Origin of the sequence: Paenibacillus sp. RC67, assembly GCF_030020805.1 — a bacterium.
GTDB lineage: Bacteria > Bacillota > Bacilli > Paenibacillales > NBRC-103111 > Paenibacillus_S.
Genome location: NZ_CP125098.1, coordinates 5,781,102 through 5,797,737, shown reverse-complemented (window position 1 = coordinate 5,797,737; position 16,636 = coordinate 5,781,102). Strand labels below are relative to the sequence as shown.

At 46.3% G+C, this 16,636-nt stretch carries 13 protein-coding genes; 7 read left to right on the top strand and 6 right to left on the bottom strand.

The genetic code is table 11. The features are described from left to right. Positions 1-68 precede the first annotated feature (68 nt). Positions 69-1,787 (top strand): arginine--tRNA ligase, encoded by a 1,719-nt coding sequence (gene argS, locus QMA13_RS26275; protein ID WP_282943567.1) that lies wholly within the window; start codon positions 69-71, stop codon positions 1,785-1,787. A gap of 139 nt (positions 1,788-1,926) precedes the next feature. Beyond that, positions 1,927-2,208, top strand: a complete 282-nt coding sequence (locus QMA13_RS26270; RefSeq protein WP_282943565.1) for a YqzE family protein — start codon at positions 1,927-1,929, stop codon at positions 2,206-2,208. On the opposite strand, the gene QMA13_RS26265 is transcribed toward QMA13_RS26270, so the two are convergent. The 3 genes from QMA13_RS26265 to QMA13_RS26255 all read right to left on the bottom strand — a co-directional run bounded on the left by QMA13_RS26265 (position 2,205) and on the right by QMA13_RS26255 (position 6,111). Then, the gene (locus QMA13_RS26265) at positions 2,205-3,116 is read right to left on the bottom strand and encodes a hypothetical protein (protein WP_282936656.1); all 912 of its coding nucleotides are present in this window, start codon (positions 3,114-3,116) and stop codon (positions 2,205-2,207) included. The two genes, QMA13_RS26270 and QMA13_RS26265, sit on opposite strands and share 4 nt — an antisense overlap. A 149-nt stretch (positions 3,117-3,265) precedes the next feature. Continuing rightward, positions 3,266-4,306, bottom strand: coding sequence for a YqhG family protein (locus QMA13_RS26260; RefSeq protein ID WP_282936655.1), 1,041 nt, complete (start codon positions 4,304-4,306; stop codon positions 3,266-3,268). After that, positions 4,303-6,111 (bottom strand): DEAD/DEAH box helicase, encoded by a 1,809-nt coding sequence (locus tag QMA13_RS26255; protein ID WP_282936654.1) that lies wholly within the window; start codon positions 6,109-6,111, stop codon positions 4,303-4,305. The genes QMA13_RS26260 and QMA13_RS26255 overlap by 4 nt, the downstream gene beginning before the upstream one ends. A gap of 131 nt (positions 6,112-6,242) precedes the next feature. On the opposite strand from QMA13_RS26255, the gene QMA13_RS26250 reads away from it, so the two are divergent. Next, positions 6,243-7,355 carry a hypothetical protein gene (locus QMA13_RS26250; protein WP_282936653.1) on the top strand — a complete coding sequence of 371 codons (1,113 nt, stop codon included), beginning with the start codon at positions 6,243-6,245 and terminating at the stop codon, positions 7,353-7,355. A gap of 16 nt (positions 7,356-7,371) precedes the next feature. Beyond that, on the top strand, positions 7,372-8,214 hold the full coding sequence (locus tag QMA13_RS26245) for a lipoate--protein ligase family protein (RefSeq protein ID WP_282936652.1): 843 nt from the start codon (positions 7,372-7,374) through the stop codon (positions 8,212-8,214). Between the two features lie 34 nt (positions 8,215-8,248). On the opposite strand, the gene dat is transcribed toward QMA13_RS26245, so the two are convergent. Then, positions 8,249-9,082: a D-amino-acid transaminase gene (dat, locus tag QMA13_RS26240; protein WP_282936651.1), complete on the bottom strand. Its 834-nt coding sequence runs from the start codon at positions 9,080-9,082 to the stop codon at positions 8,249-8,251. A 516-nt stretch (positions 9,083-9,598) separates the two neighbouring features. Here dat and QMA13_RS26235 point away from each other — a divergent pair. Continuing rightward, complete coding sequence (locus tag QMA13_RS26235; RefSeq protein WP_481858250.1) at positions 9,599-12,142, top strand: adenosylcobalamin-dependent ribonucleoside-diphosphate reductase; 2,544 nt, start codon at positions 9,599-9,601, stop codon at positions 12,140-12,142. 191 nt (positions 12,143-12,333) lie between these two features. Here the strand turns inward: QMA13_RS26235 and QMA13_RS26230 are convergent, their stop codons facing one another. Further along, entirely contained in the window at positions 12,334-13,551 is a 1,218-nt protein-coding gene (locus QMA13_RS26230) for an IS4 family transposase (RefSeq protein ID WP_282943563.1), read from the bottom strand. 739 nt (positions 13,552-14,290) lie between these two features. Then, positions 14,291-14,920 carry a cysteine hydrolase family protein gene (locus QMA13_RS26225; protein WP_282936649.1) on the bottom strand — a complete coding sequence of 210 codons (630 nt, stop codon included), beginning with the start codon at positions 14,918-14,920 and terminating at the stop codon, positions 14,291-14,293. 370 nt (positions 14,921-15,290) lie between these two features. On the opposite strand from QMA13_RS26225, the gene QMA13_RS26220 reads away from it, so the two are divergent. Further along, positions 15,291-15,473: a hypothetical protein gene (locus QMA13_RS26220; protein WP_282936648.1), complete on the top strand. Its 183-nt coding sequence runs from the start codon at positions 15,291-15,293 to the stop codon at positions 15,471-15,473. A 466-nt stretch (positions 15,474-15,939) separates the two neighbouring features. After that, complete coding sequence (locus QMA13_RS26215; protein ID WP_282943562.1) at positions 15,940-16,635, top strand: cytochrome c; 696 nt, start codon at positions 15,940-15,942, stop codon at positions 16,633-16,635. Position 16,636: the final 1 nt, after the last annotated feature.

Sequence of the window (16,636 nt, the reverse complement as noted above, 5' to 3'; positions counted from 1 at the left end):
CTTTGTTGCTTGAATATACTTAAACAAATAGCAGGATTACAGGGTTGGATTGAAAGGGGTCTATGATGATGAATTATAAGAATATATTAGCGGCTCAGCTTGCTTCTCAGTTGGAGGGATTAACCGAGGAATCGCTTGCTGAATTGGTTGAATACCCGCCAAATCCGCAAATGGGAGATTTATCGTTGCCTTGCTTCAAGATGAGCAAGCAGCTTCGCAAAGCGCCTCAGGCCATTGCAGAGGAGCTTAAGCAGCAGTGGAAGGATCATCCTGCATTCCAACGGGTTGAGGCTGTTTCCGGTTATTTCAACGTATTTTTGGAGCCTTCGAGCTTCGCATCCAGCGTGATTGGTGAAGTTCTGGAGAAGGGCGACCGTTATGGCTCGCAAAATATCGGCCAAGGCCGAAACATTGCATTGGATTTCTCTTCGCCTAACATTGCCAAAGCATTCCATATCGGACACTTGCGTACCACCATGATCGGAAATGCGATTTACAAAATATATGAATTCCTTGGTTATAATTGTGTAGGGATCAACCATTTAGGCGACTGGGGAACCCAGTTCGGCAAGCTGATCGTAGCCTACAAGCTGTGGGGAGAGAAAAGCGTCGTCGAAGCGGACGGAATTGATGAGCTTCAGCGCTTGTACGTAAAGTTTCATGATGAGGCAGATGTTAAACCGGAGCTTGAAGATGAAGCTCGCTCTTGGTTTGTGAAGCTTGAGCAGGGCGATGAAGAAGCGCTGCAATTGTGGAAATGGTTTGTGGAAATCAGCTTGAAGGAATTTCAAAAGATTTATGACTTGCTCGGCGTTCATTTTGATTCTTATGCAGGCGAGAGCTTCTACAACGATAAAATGGCGGCTGTAGTGGATGAGCTGAAGCAGAAGAACCTGCTTGAAGAGGATCAGGGAGCGATGCTCGTTCGCTTGGATGAATACAACATGCCTCCTGCGTTGATGCTCAAGAAGGATGGCGGCACGCTGTATCATACACGGGACGTTACAGCGGCGATCTATCGTAAAAATACGTACGATTTTGACAAATGCGTTTACGTTACGGATGCAGGACAAAGTCTGCACTTCCAGCAGTGGTTCAAGGTCATCGAGCTTATGGGCTACGAGTGGGCAGACCGCTTAGTGCATGTGCCGTTCGGTAAAGTTAGCTTGGAAGGCGCCAAGCTATCGACTCGCAAAGGGAACGTTATTCGTCTTGAGGAACTGCTTACACAGTCGATCGAGAAGACAAAAGCGATTATTGAAGAAAAGAACCCGAACCTGGAAAATAAAGACGAGGTTGCCCGTCAAGTCGGCGTGGGAGCTATCATCTTCAATGATTTGAGCAATAACCGTATCAAGGATATTGTATTCTCATGGGACGTTGCTTTGAACTTCGAGGGCGAAACAGGTCCTTACGTACAGTACACCCATACACGTGCATGCAGCGTTCTGCGTAAAGCTAACGGTGGTGAGTCCATGGCGTTTGAAGCGAAGCTGGAACAGATCGATACTTCACTGTTGGAAAATGCCGAATCACAAGGGCTACTGAAGCAGCTTTACTTCTTTAAGGAGCGGGTTGAGCAGGCAATGTACAAGCTGGAGCCTTCCATCGTTAGCCGTTATTTGGTTGATCTGGCTCAAAGCTTCAACCGTTTCTATCATGAATGCCCAATTCTGGTAGAAGATGCGGCACTTCGCCAAGCCCGCTTGGCATTAGTGAAGAGTACGCAAATTACAATCCGCAACGGATTGGCTCTAATTGGTCTTGAAGCACCGGAAAAAATGTAATAATCAGAGCACTATATCACCCGACACGATCTCTTCTGGGAGAACGATGGCGGGTGTTTTTTTGTCGCGAAAAGAGGAAGATCAGGAGGTTGTACAAAAGACAAAATGGCTACAATGATAGGATGGAGGTGAATCGCGTATAGCTAAGGGAGACGAGCTGGTAAAATATATGACAGAGCAGTTCATCAAATATATGGAAACGCCGAAGGAAGTACGCAAGCAAACTAGAGCAAGCCAAAGAGAGGTGCGGGAGCATTGGCAGTATCGCTGGTTCGGTATGCTGCCGCTGGCCATCCGAATGTGGATGGGGGGACTGCATTGGCGCAAAAAAAATGAAAAGCTTCTCTCCTTAGCCGCTAAGGTAATTGCGCGCTTAAGAGATGGGAAGCTTTTCTATATAGGGAGGAGGAGAAAAACCTAAGGGAATAGTTTGCCTTGCTTGGTAGCAACGGAATAAGGGATGGCCCTTTGACCGTCCTGCTCCAATAGCAGGAAGGCTTCTTCATTCGACCATTGCTGGTATCCGGTAACGGCAAGAGGCACAGTGACGGAACGGTCATACAGCTCTGCTACGTAAGTTAGCTTGCTTTGTTCTTTGAGAACGGTTGCAAGCTTATCGAACGTATCCACGTTAACCGGAGTGCCCTTGACCCATGGAAGACGGTCGTAGGGATCGAATGTGCCAAGCTGAAGGCTGGCGGTTATGGAGTGCTTAGGAAGCACGGATGACGAGTATGGCTCTTCCGCTAGGGCGGCATCAAGCTGTTTAGCGGAGCTAAGAGGGAGTACTTCACCGCTCTTGGCATCGATAAAATACAGCTCCGTACCGGAAGTGACCTTCCAGACCGCATAGAGAGGACCGGAATACCAACGCTCCGCTTTATAAGACGTATGAATGAGTTCAAGCTGTACCAGTGATTGGTACAGAGTGTTTAAGCTAAAGAGCGGGGTGCTGCCTCTTCCATATTCGGCGAGACGATACTTGTTCGGATCCTTAGGATCCTCGGCGTAAATCACCATGTAGCCCACTTCGGCTCCGCCTGCTTTGAGCAAAATGATCCAGCCGTGAGTACCGGGACCTAGAGGATAGCTTGTCCATGATGCTTGCTTCCATGTTTCGAAACCTTGCTCATTAGAGATTCGCTTCATCCACTGGTTAACGGCATCCATGAAGGTTGGGGTGGTGACTGTAAGATCCGTCGAAGAAGGGACGAGCGCTTGTACCGGAATTGGCGGGTTATCAGGAACGGCGGCTGTATTAAGCGGCCGTGCAACCAGCAGGCTTGTCCATAGAAAAAGGCAGGAAAGCCATACAATCGATCTTTTCATCCATTCACCTGCTTGTCTTAAGTATCGGGCACGGATGTTGTCGCTTGAAGGAAGTGCTATGCCCTTATTGTATAAAATATGCCTTGAAAAGTTTGTTAGAACCTGTAGCACTGCAAAAAAAAGTTTGCTTCTATTTTTAGCATAATTCGTCAGTTCATAGCTGGATTTCCCGTGTGAAGATGGAACAGCCCGCAATTGATGACGGATATTTGGATGCGGGGGCGATACTGCCACTCGATTTCTTGCCGGCGATTGAAATACTGCGTATCAATTTCATGTTTTTTTTCCATTTCCGCATGGAGAATTAACGGCTCATAATATCCTCGTATGCGCCGAAGCTCTTCCTCAAGACGATGCTTGGCTTCCTCCGCCCAAGAATGATCGTAGCCCCGCAAAATATTTTCCAGATACTGCTCCAAGTAGATAACCGCCCGAGGCAAGGTAAACTTGTCAGGAATCATGTAGACTTGGGCAGGAATTCTTGGCGATAGCCGTTTATTCTGCAGCCGCTCTTGAAAATGCTCACAGATTTCACCTGTGACCATATGAAACCCTAGCGAGTGAATTTCACTGCGCTTCATATCACAAGCAAACTCCACTTTAAAGTTGACCTGCATCCACGTTTCAAAAGCTGTTGTAGACATTGGGGAAGATTTCGGCTGTTGCTCAGGCTTATAATGCTCGTATAGATGTACAAACCGGCCTTTGCTACGGCAGGCATGGAATATTTGTTCCAGCCTGCGGCTTCCGAACGTTACCTCATCCTTGGGGACACGAGCTGTCATTTGGGTTGGCACAAACCCGAAGTAACGCCCCAGAATACTATCCTGCTGCGCTGGAGCTCCGGGAACGGCGGGAGCCGTCGCACCTGAAGGATTGGACTGAGCCTGCCCCAAGGTGGAATCGACGACGATTTGCTGCTCTCCGGGAACAGCTGGAGCTGCCGAGGGGCTCGCAGATGATAAGGAAGCTTTGTGCGCCTCCGGATCGAAGATGAAGGTGCAGGTCATTGTTTCAGGAGTCACGCCAGTGCGCTCCACAAAGCTCCAATAATAAGGACGATAAGTTAGCTCCCTATCAGCGGAAGGAGACAGCTTCACAGTGACATAAGCCGGATGCTTCTCCACGATGTCGCATTTCTCTGCTTCGAGATACCGCATGACAAAGCTTTGTATTTCATCAGTCTTCATGGTGACACCTCCGCTTCACTAGCCAACGGTACGGTTTGGCCCACAGCATCCAGCATGGTATTAAGTTGAACTTCTTCATGGGATCTGCCGTCTCTCTCTACTTCAGTACGAATGCTAGAGAAAGAGCGTCCAAGATCGTCCATCTGACGCCGTATATCTTCCTCGCTGGAGGAGGAGAGGATCATTTGAGCCAAATGCTTTTCTAATGAATTCGACTGCTCAAAGCGTTCCAGTATCGTATCCAGCTCTCCGATAACCAGCTCGAACATATTGATTTTTTCATGCAGCAGCGACAAAATATATTCTTCTATCGTTCCACTGGTGGACAAATTGTAGATCTTCACGTCATCCTTCTGCCCTAGACGGTGGACGCGGCCAATGCGCTGTTCAACCCTCATCGGATTCCAAGGAAGGTCGAAGTTGATCATGTTATGACAAAACTGCAGGTTGATCCCCTCGCCGCCTGCTTCCGTCGCAACGAGTACCTGAGCGCGGTTCCGGAACAAATCCATCATCCAGTCTTTCTTGCCCCGGTTCATGCCTCCGCGATAAGGGACAGCCGAAATTTTATGCTCCTTCAAATACTGGATCAAATATTCCTGCGAAGCCCGATATTCCGTAAAAATAATGACCTTATCATTGATCTCCCGGACAAGCTCCATAACCTTTTCCGCTTTGGTATTGGCCTTGATGCTTCGAATAAGCTCGACCAACTGCCAGATGCGGGGGCGAACAGGCGAATCTTCGGCTGTCTTCTTAAACATATTGACCAGAGTAATGAATACCGCATCGCGGCTGCTGCACACTTCCCGCTGCAAGGTGACTAGGGAGAGAATGCTGCTGAGGTCTCCCCCAGCTTCTTCATAGCGGCCTTTGACGAAATTGGTAACCCCGTCATACAGAGCTTGCTCCTCGGAAGACAGAGTAAGCGGAATGTTGCGTACGATACGCTTCGTGAAATTGACATTGCCGTCGCTGCGGCGGTTGCGGATCATGACTTTAGAGAGCTCGTGCTGCAGCTGGTCTTCATTTTTTGGAATTCGCTTGTCCACTACGAAGTTAGCCTGAAAGCTTCCTTGACCCCCAAGCTGGCCCGGCTTGAGCAGCGTAATGAGGTTATACAGCTCGCTTAAGTCGTTCTGCACTGGGGTAGCTGTCAAGAGCAGACAATACTTTTTGCGAAGCTCGTTGATGAACTGGTAGTTAGTAGTCTTTTTATTTTTGAGTTTGTGAGCTTCATCGACAATCAACATGTCGTATTCCATACCAAGAACAATGTCACGGTGCGGGTCGCGTTTTGCCGTATCCATGGAGGCTACAATGATGTCGTGCTGGGCCCACATATATTCTTTTTTTTGGGCTACGGCGGAGATGCCGAACTTCTGATTCAGCTCCCGTACCCATTGCAGCACGAGGGAAGCGGGAACAAGAATCAGCACTTTTTTGACCAAGCCCCGAATCATATATTCTTTTAAAATAAGCCCGGCTTCGATGGTTTTGCCTAGTCCGACCTCGTCGGCCAATATCGCTCTTCCGCGCATTTCGGTCAAAACTCGTTTCGCTGTTTCGATTTGATGAGGCATTGGAGTTACATGTTGAATGTGGACGAGTGACTGAAGCTGGTCGAAGCTGGAAATAAGGCTCGCTTTCTCGGCTTCATAAGCAAGCTGATACAGGGTCCAATCGTCCCAAGGGCCATTGCGTAGCGCTTTTTCGTTGAGCTGCTCGAACCATTCACGGTCAAAATGCAGCTGTACATGTTCATTGAAAGGTCGCACATATTCTTGTTTGTCTGGTGTCTGCATGGCATGCCACTCCTTTTGGAGCCTTCCTTAGGTAGGAAAGCTGGCAAACATAAGGGTAAAGCGTTAAAAATTAGTATGGACGAAAAGAACTACTTTCATAACCCGCATGAATGCTATATGATGTTAAATACATGGTGGGAAAGGAAGGATGGGTATTGAAAGTATGGCTTACGGCGCTTGTGGCGCTAATCCTGATAAGCTTGGGCATATTCCATTACGTAAGTAGGGATGCGAAACCGAAGCTGACTACGATTGATGCCGAGGCAACTCTAGCTATCGATGAAATTGGAGATTTGCTGGTTACAGATGACCATCAGGTGTTTACCGTCAACAGCAAGACGCAGCATAGCAAGCTCATTTTGCAGACGTCTCAGCCAATCAGCAGCGTGAATTACACTACGGACCACACAGTGATCACGGTATATAATCCAGAGGACCCCAAAGCTTTCAAGGGCTTTTATATAAGGGACAAGCAATCGGATAAATTTGCTCAATATGCAACTCCTCAGTTATCGCCTAAGCACAGCTATGTGTACGGTGACCTGATGTTCGTTTCATCCGCCGAAAAAACGTCCCCAAAAGGGTCTGACATGACCAAGGTAGGTATTTATCAGCTCAAGGATCATAAATGGGTGAAGGAATGGCTCGTACCCGGTGGCGTAGAGGATGTTAAAGGGGTAGGCAAGGATGTGTTCTTCGTCACCTCCAACAGTTCGGATACAAGCTCCAATGTGTATAAAGCCGATTTGCAAAGCGGGGACTGGGGGAAGATGATTCAGGAGGCTAGACGTTATCCTCTCGATCAGGTCAGTATTGATTCGAATGGCGATGTCTACATGATGATTTCTCAGCGCAACAAGACGGAATGGTCTAATAAAATATTTAAGTTTAATCCCCAGCAGGTACCGTATGAGCTAACGAGCAATTTTATTTCCAATACGAGACCGTATTCCTTTTCCATGGCGGCCTTGCAAGGGAAAATGCTTATTGACCGTTACGATGTGACGAATAATGCATTGGATATTGAAAAGCCCCTGGCGCTGCTCGACTTGAAAAGCCAGAAGCAAGTGCAGTTGGCTTGGGATCACAGGCCAGTCGGCATTACGCCGCTCGGAGATCAATTTGCGGTTCTGGCAGAGGACGGTGCAATTGCTCTGGTCGGCATGGATGCAGCCGATAAGCCTCAACGTGAGTTCAAAATTGAGGAATTGACGGCGGGGAAAGAAATTTGCGGTAAAAGATGAAAGGCGGTTAGACAGCATGAAGCCAACATGGCGGTTTATTTCATCAGGATTACAACATCCTGCTTATAATATGGCAGTGGACGAAGCGATACTCATCGCGAACAGCGAAGGGAAGTCGGGACCGACAGTCCGTTTCTATGGCTGGAATCCTCCAACATTGTCAATAGGCTATTTTCAAAAATCGGAGGAGGTTCACTTCGAGAAGCTCCGTGAAGAAGGCCTCGGCTTTGTTCGTAGACCTACAGGCGGTCGTGCCGTGCTGCACGACAAGGAATTGACCTACAGTATTATCGTGTCCGAGAGTTATCCGGGGATTCCAAGCGGAGTCACGGAAGCGTACCGCGTTCTAAGCGAGGGGCTGCTGCTAGGATTTCAAAAATTAGGCTTAGACGCGCAAATGGTTCATTTGGCTACAGAAGAAGAGAAGAGCAAATATGCTTCAATGGGTTCTGCTGCTTGCTTCGACTCTCCATCATGGTATGAACTTGTGGTAGAGGGACGTAAAATTGCCGGCAGTGCGCAGACGAGGCAGAAGCAGGTCGTTCTGCAGCATGGTTCGATTTTGTTGGATATGGATACGGATCAATTATTCCGTGTGCTGCAATTTAAGAATGAACGGATACAAGAGAGGCTCAAGCAGCAATTTACACAAAAAGCGGTGGCGATTAATGATATTTGCCGTCAACTAGGAAGGCCCCCAGTCGTACTATCGGATGTGGAACGCGCATTTCGTGAAGGGATGGCGGAAGGCTTGCATGTCGAGCTTGAAGAGGGTAGTTTGACCGAATATGAGCAATCCCTTGTGGAGCAGCTTATTGCGGATAAATATGCAAATGACATATGGAACCTTCGGAGATGATTCTCCGAAGGTTTCTTATTTTCACGAGTGTGGCTTAACATCTGGAAACTAATCCTTCAAATGCCGTTTGCAGCTTCTCGGTTATCGTTCCTGGTGTTCCTTGTCCTACGGGCTCCTTGTTAATGGAGGTAATCGGAGTAATCTCGGTGGTTGTTCCAGTGATGAAGACTTCATCCGCGGTCTGCAAATCCTCAAGAGTATACGGTTCTTCCTTCACGGAGATGTTTAGTTCACGGGCGAGCTTCAGCACAACCGCGCGAGTAATACCGTGCAATATAAGATGGTTGGCGGGATGCGTGCGTAATTCACCGTTCGTAACGATCATGATATTTGAAGCGCTGCACTCGGTGACCGTTCCGTTACGGTGCAGAATAACCTCGTGAGCTCCTTGGTCCAGCGCATGCTGCTTGGCCATAACGTTCGGCAGCAGGTTCAATGTTTTCAAATCGCAGCGAAGCCAACGGATGTCGTCCATGGTTACAGCGGTAATGCCTTGCTTCATGCTTTGCAGAGGTCTGGCCATCTCGGTGCAATATGCCATAAGAACAGGCTCCTCTTGATTAGGAAACGGATGAGAACGCAATGCCGCGCCACGGGTAATCTGCATATAGACTGTACCGTCAGTCAGCTCGTTGAGTTGAATTAATTTGCGGAGCAGCTCATCTAGATGTTCGATTGAATAAGGGAGAGGAATCCGCACATCGCGGGCACTTTTCTCCAGTCTTGCATAGTGTCCTTCGGCTTCGAATAAGTTCCCGTTGTAAACGCGAAATACCTCATAAACACCGTCCCCAAAGTAGTAGCCACGGTCGTCGGGTGAGATATGAACCTGATCTTTAGGGACAAATTCATTCTGATACAAATACATGTGAGCGGCCTCCTTTATTTGGAAGAAATTATAGGAACGTATGTTTGTTTATTTGATCCTGCTTATGATATAATATCATTAAACAGATGTTGCTCGGGAGATGGTTCACTAACTTCTCAACTAGGTTAACAATGAAAAGGATGGATGTCAAAAAAGGATTCATCGTTCAAGATTGGGAGCGTTTTTCAGAGTAATGCCAATAGGTCTATAGTCTCTAATTACTCGTTTTCGGCGGCTTGAAAGTACTGATTTTTGTCGAAAAAAGTGAAGGTGACGTTAACGAAATACATCGATTTCAGGAGCAAATAGGAGCATTCAGCATGCCGTCTTGTCCTAATTTCCAAATTCCGCTACTCACCCATTAGAAACACTATATATTGTATTGTATAATGAAATTCACATACCAGATGTTGTGAATTTGTTGTAGTTTAATTTCGGGAGGTTGTTGTATTGAACACGGTAAACGGCAATAAACTCGATGGATTAAGTGAAAAAATATTTCTTGACCGTTATGCGATGAAAGACGCAGATACGAGCCATACAAAAGTTGGGGATACCGTATTGGTATTAACGAAGGATGATCCTAAATTTCCTGCCAAGGAAGTCGGCGAGGTTGTGTCGAGGGATGGAAGACAGGTACGCGTTAAGCTGCGCAATGGAGACATTGTTGAATCTGTAGTAGAGAAGCTTACTTTAACTTTGGAAAAAACACCAGAGCAGCTTTGGGACCGGTTAGCCGGGGCGATGGCCTCAGTAGAAGCAACTCCTGAGAAAAAGGAAGAATGGACTCATAAATTCAGATATATATTAGATGATTGGAAGCTTGTTCCAGGAGGACGGATTGCTGCAGGAGCCGATGCAAGCGATGAGCTGACGCTGTTTAACTGCTATGTTATTCCGTCGCCACACGATAGTCGTGGCGGTATTATGAGCACACTCTCCGAGATGACGGAAATTATGGCGCGTGGTGGAGGCGTAGGTATTAATTTGTCTTCATTGCGTCCACGCAGAGCCGTTGTTAAAGGAGTGAACGGATCTTCAAGCGGTGCCGTATCCTGGGGCGGATTGTTCAGCTATACAACCGGTCTAATTGAACAGGGCGGAAGCCGCCGCGGCGCATTGATGCTGATGATGAACGACTGGCATCCGGATGTGGTCGATTTTATTACCGTTAAGCAAAGCATGGGGCAAATCACGAATGCCAACCTATCTGTTTGCGTAAGCAACGGGTTTATGAAAGCTGTTAAGGAAGACCTGGACTGGGATCTAGTATATCCAGATACAACAGATTCGGAATATGATGATCTGTGGGACGGAGATCTGGATAAATGGAAGAAGCTTGGCAAGCAGGTGAACGTATATCGCACGGTGAAGGCTCGTGAGGTTTGGCATACGATTATTGAATCAGCTTGGAAATCGGCAGAACCAGGTGTTGTCTTTATGGAATATTACAACCAGATGTCCAACAGCTGGTACTTTAACCCCATTATATGTACGAACCCTTGCGGAGAGCAAGGCTTGCCGGCTTGGGGCGTATGCAACCTGTCTGCCGTTAACTTGTCCCGTTTCTATGACGAGGATAAGCACGATGTTGCGTGGGATGATCTAGGGAAATTGGTTCGCTACTCCACTCGTTTCCTTGATAATGTTATTGACAAGACGCCTTACCATTTCGAAGAAAACCGGATTAATCAGCAAGGAGAGCGTCGCGTTGGATTAGGTACAATGGGTCTGGCGGAGCTGATGATTAAACTGGAGATTCGTTACGGAAGCCCTGAATCGCTCGTGTTCTTGGACCAGTTGTATGGGTTTATGGCAAAAGAAGCTTATTTGGCATCCGCAGACATAGCAGCCGAGAAAGGCAGCTTCCAAAAATTCGAAGCAGAGCCGTTCTTGCAAAGCGGATTTATGAAAAATATGACCAGTGTATATCCAGAGGTTGGTGCAGCCATTCAGAAGAAAGGTATGCGTAACGTTACCGTTATTACCCAAGCACCGACAGGCAGCACGGGAACGATGGTCGGGACATCGACAGGGATCGAGCCTTACTTTGCGTTCGAATATTACCGTCAAAGTAGACTTGGCTTCGATAAGCAGTACGTTCCGATAGCACAGGAATGGAAGGATGCACATCCTAATGAAGAGCTTCCGGAGCATTTCGTGACAGCAATGGACTTGTCGGCCGAGGATCACATCCGTGCTCAAGCGGCCATTCAGAAGTGGGTAGACAGCTCCATTTCTAAGACAGCAAATTGCCCTTCCGATTTTACAGTTGAAGAGACCAAACGCTTGTATGAGCTTGCTTTCGATCTTGGCTGCAAAGGAGTCACAATCTACCGCGACGGCAGCCGCGATGTTCAGGTGCTTTCTACGGAGAAGAAAGAAGATAAATCCGGATCAGCCACTCCGGCTGAAACTTTGAAAGCAGAGGCTAAACCGGAAACGGTTAAGGTGAGTGAGGAACTTACAGCTGTGAGCAGTGTGCTTCAATCGATGGCGGTTTCATCCGATGTGAAGCCGAGCCGAGTACTCGACAAGGAATACAAACGCCGTCCGCAAATATTGCGTGGCGCTACTTATAAATTCAACACACCGTTCGGTATGGCTTACATTACGATCAACGATATGAATGGTACACCGAGTGAGATTTTCTTGAACGTAGGCAAGGCAGGATCTGATGTGTTCGCCATGTCAGAAGCGCTAGGTCGTGTCATTTCCTTGTTCCTGCGATATGGCGATCACGGCAATAAAGTACAGCTTCTGACGAAGCATCTCAAAGGCATTGGAGGCTCCGGTGCAATTGGGTTTGGTGCTAACCGTGTTGAATCGATTGCCGATGCGGTAGCTAAAGCGCTGGAGATGCATGGCGATTTCTCTGACGAAGCGGATGCTTACGTCACAGCTACTCAGGAAGTCGTCATGGAGACGACGGCTCAGTATGCTGTGAACCGCCAGTCGGCGACTTCGCTCGACTTGTGCCCATCCTGCGGCAGCGCCTCGCTCATCAATAGCGAGGGCTGCAAAAGCTGCAGTAACTGCGGTTATAGTAGATGTAGTTAAGGGAAAGAGAGGGGGGGAACCTCAATGTCATTAAGTTAAGCTAAGAGACAAGATCGGGAAAACAAATGAAATCCGAGAAACGGCATGGGAAAAAGTCCTATGCCGTTTGTTTTTTGTGCAAGCAAGGAAAAAAGCGTACAGCAAACAAAGCGGATGGCATATCCGCTTAAAAAATGTTCATGTGAACCGAATTATGCTACTCTATAAACGAAGCTAACGACTGATTTCGAGCGGATTTTGCGCGTATTCTTCTGCCCTGGGCGAATGGGTCGAATCGGCAAAATGTTTTTGCGAATCAGCGCTTCAACATCGGGCAGGGGTTCATCGTCCCATGAGCGCAGGAAATGTCTACAAACATGAACGGCGACCGTGAAGTTGACTTGGTAGGAGTGCCGTTTATCCATTTTCGAAATGACGACGTGCGAGGTCATCATTTCAGCGAAATTGTACATGATCATTCTTGCGAAAATCTCTTGGACGATGGACTCTTGTCTCTTTGCGTGAAAATGCGTCAGACCGACGGTGTATTTTAATGCCCTAAAAGAAGTTTCAATGCCCCATCGCATGTTATAAATGGACTTGATTTCATCGGGTGGGAAATCAGCGGCAGAAAGATTCGTAATGACGGTTTCATAAGCGCCACTGGGCAAGACGAAACGAACAACCCGAAAGGAAATCGGGTAAAACAAGTTCTCCTGCAAATCCAAAAAATCAAATGTAGACGTGGAAGGGACGAACTTGTACATCTCGGGACGAGCCTTAACCGCTTTGGTTTGTTTTTTGGTGAGGGTCAGATGAACGTCCCAATCAAACGCTCCGCTAGTAGGCAAACGCAAACCCGAAAGAATACCATTGGACTCCAAATCCTTTACCCGTATAACATAGTTCCAACCTTTGCGTTCAATATGCGCGAAATTGTTGTAACTTTCATAACCGCGATCGGCAATCACAATGGTTTTGCCCTTGATGGGGGAACGGTCAACCATAGTAGCCAGCGCCCTTCCCTCGTTCCACAACCTTCGTGGCTGAACAAGGGCATCCACGTAAAGTCTGTTGCACAAGTCATAGGCTGCGTTCAAGTGCAGAAGGTTAAAGCCTTTCGTGTTCGGTTGACTTTGAAAATAGGTGTCCGTGTCCTCAGAGTCCGTTGCGATATGCAAATCCGAGCCGTCAACGGCAAGTAATCGATACCCTCGGTAGGACTTGATATCCGCATACGATTGCGTAAATGCGTGAAACAAGAATTCCACAGCAGACGGCAGGATTTTATTTCTTTGTTGGACAAAAGCAGAAGTGGTTGCAGTGTTTACGTCATAGCCCTGCGATTCCAAGAGTTCCTTATAGATGCTGTTGCCTCCCATGGAGATCAGGAGCTGCATAACCGTTTCAAAGGGCAGCTTTTTCTTGATTTGGCCCTGCGCCTTAACTTAATGACATTGGGGGGAACCTCTCTTTTTTTTTTTTTTTTTGATTTTTCATAACAAGTGAGAAAATGTTCATATAGTTTGAGAAATTTGTTTCAAAAAAATTGAGTATAATGAAATATACAAAATAATGAATAAATATACACTGATATACTAGTTTTTCAGTTTTGAAACGAAAATCAGTCCCTTCTCATTTGTGAAGTCTAGAAATTAGCAATAGTATAGTTTTTGAAAAATCCCAAGTGTGTATAACCACTTGGGATTTTTAGAATCTAATAGTAAAATTATTAATTATTCACCAAATAATTGTTGAAGCATTTCTTAGAGATGGTTGGAGGTGTATCGATGGATAATGTAACATTCCTAATTCGGCCGGAACCATTCTATGACGAGAGTTTATATGGATATGTAAAGCGAATAATGAATTTAAATTGTTACCATATCAAGTGGGTGAATAAATTAATCGGCCAGGATTATAAAAGCTTACGTTTTTATCATCCTACATATGATGGGGGCAGCCTTGAGAAATTATCATTTTTGTTGAAGAAGAGTGTAAAAGACCTAGAGGTATTAACATTAGCTAAGGAACATGTTGGAACTGGTAATTTGAGAAAAGTAATGTCGAGTGCACTAAATTTTAGAGTGTGCACAGCATGTCTTACTCATCATGGCTTGGGGACAGTTAGGACAAGTTGTAAAGGAAATTACCATTGGGGATACTGATTTATAAGTTTGAAATAGCCTCCTGTGTCGTCCAAATAGCACTGGCAAATGCTTTATAATTGGTAACGGCAGCTTGAAAATCCTCTTCACTAATTGTTGCGGTGGCATCGTATACAACAGCTGTTTCAAAACCAGTTTCGATTAGATGCCTCATATGGGACTCTACACAAACGTTGGAAAGCACCCCTGCAATAATTATCTTCTCTTTTCTGTGTTGTCGTAACTGATATTCCAAGTCATTTGTTTGTGGGCTGGCAACCTTGTGAGGAGTTGCAATGACGGTTCTTCTATCAAAAATATAAGGTTTGAAAGAATGAACAAAATCAGCTCCAAATGACGGTGGTGTGTACGCATTTGCCACTTGATACATTCTAAGACCTAATAGCATCTTTTGTTCATTTCCTTTAAATTGCCAGCCATAATCTTGAGGGTATAAATAATGGGGCGATATGAAAAGTTGGTATCCCTTATTCATGGCAGTTCTCATTAATAGTTCAAGGTTTTGTATAGTATTGTTTCGTTCAATAGTTCCTTTAGTCAGATGATAGCCTCTTCCCCCAGGACTCATAAAGTCATTTTGTGGGTCTGTGATTACAATAGCAGTATTATTGGGATGTGGTTTAAACGGCAAATTACTTTCCTCCCTCGCAGCATAAGCTTGCGGAAATGTTTGCAACCTGTTCAGGGAAGATAGAGAAGTTGTTTTCTAAAATAGTTCAGCATTGACACGACAGCCGCACCGAACAAGTACATAGTCATTAATAAATCTATAGGCATCTATATGTATTTGTAGTTTGTTTGGTTCCCTTTGTTATAGAAATTAGTGTGCAACTTTGACGAATTGTTTCCAGAAGGTATGCTAACGGGTTTCATTAACTCAATACATCATGACGGCAGCCGGCCAGAACGATCGGCTGCCGTTTCTCAACTAACAGGCAGGATACTTCCAATATATTCCGAAATGGATTGTAGCTTAAGGAGCTAATAATTGGGGGTAAGCCATGACTAAAATAAATTATTTGGAGACAAGATTAGCTAGCAGATATGGGGAAGATGGTTCAAAAGAAGGCAACGCAGAATTTGCTGACTTAATCATTGATTCGGTGTCCTTATTTAAAAGACTAAAAGAGTACGACTTCGTACCTGCCTTTGGTTGGGGAATGATGAGCATCAACAGCATATAACTTACTGCTTTTTATTTAGATATCCCTTTGAATTTCAGTATCATAGGTATCCTATATTTATTTGTCCGCAGTGTGGTGATATAGAATGCGGATATATATTTGTAGCTATTGTTAAAGAGTCAGATATTGTTGAGTGGAGTAACTTTTACTTAGAACATAAAAATCAACCACTCGATATTGGACCTTTTCACTTTAAATGGAATAGTTACAAATCGGTAATAGAGAAAGCTTATGAGATCGGTCGTTTACGCTAACGGAAACGTTAGTTGAATGAAACGGCGACATTTCCGGGGTCAGTCTAATACGATATTTCCATAAAACAATGGGTCCTCGCTGAATCTACTGTAAAATTACAGATCAGGTTGCTTAAAAAAAAAATCCCTCCCCCCAAACCGCTCCACGATGGATAACGTTTCCTTAATATGCAACCTATAAAGTGAAAAGGAGGGAATGTCTGTTGAAAAACGTGAGAAAACTCACCACATTCATGCTCGTGACTGTGATGTTGGGCACCGGATGTGCAAAATCCGATCAGACGGCTGAAAATCACAGTTCTATAAGTGCGAGACCGAATAGCACAGCCTCACCACTGCCGCAACCTGAAACTGTGCCTAAGGCAGATCCATCGCCGCAAGCTGCACCTGCACCGAAGTCGGATCCATCGCCGCAAGCTGCACCTGCACCGAAGTCGGATCCATCGCCGCAAGCTGCACCTGCACCGAAGTCGGATCCATCGCCGCAAGCTGCACCTGCACCGAAGTCGGATCCATCGCCGCAGGCTGCTCCGGCACCGAAAGTGGAGCCGTCTCCACAGGATACTCCGGCGCCGAAAGCGGAGCCGTCTCCACAAGCTGCACCTGTGCCGAAGTCGGATCCATCGCCGCAAGCTGCAACTGTGCCTAAGGCGGATTCACCGCCGGAACCGGCAGCCGCAATCACCGTCAAAGTGGAGGAAGTCTTCAAAGGAAACTGCATGGCCTGCCACGGTGACCAGCTTCAGGGTAAGATTGGCCCGAATTTGCAGAAAGTGGGATCGCACCTGACGAAAGAGCAAATCTTGAAGCAGATAAGGGATGGAGGTAGTGATATGCCTTCATTTGCAAGCAGTCTCTCCAAGGAAGAGATCGATGCATTGGCAGAATGGCTTGCCGGAAAAAAATAAA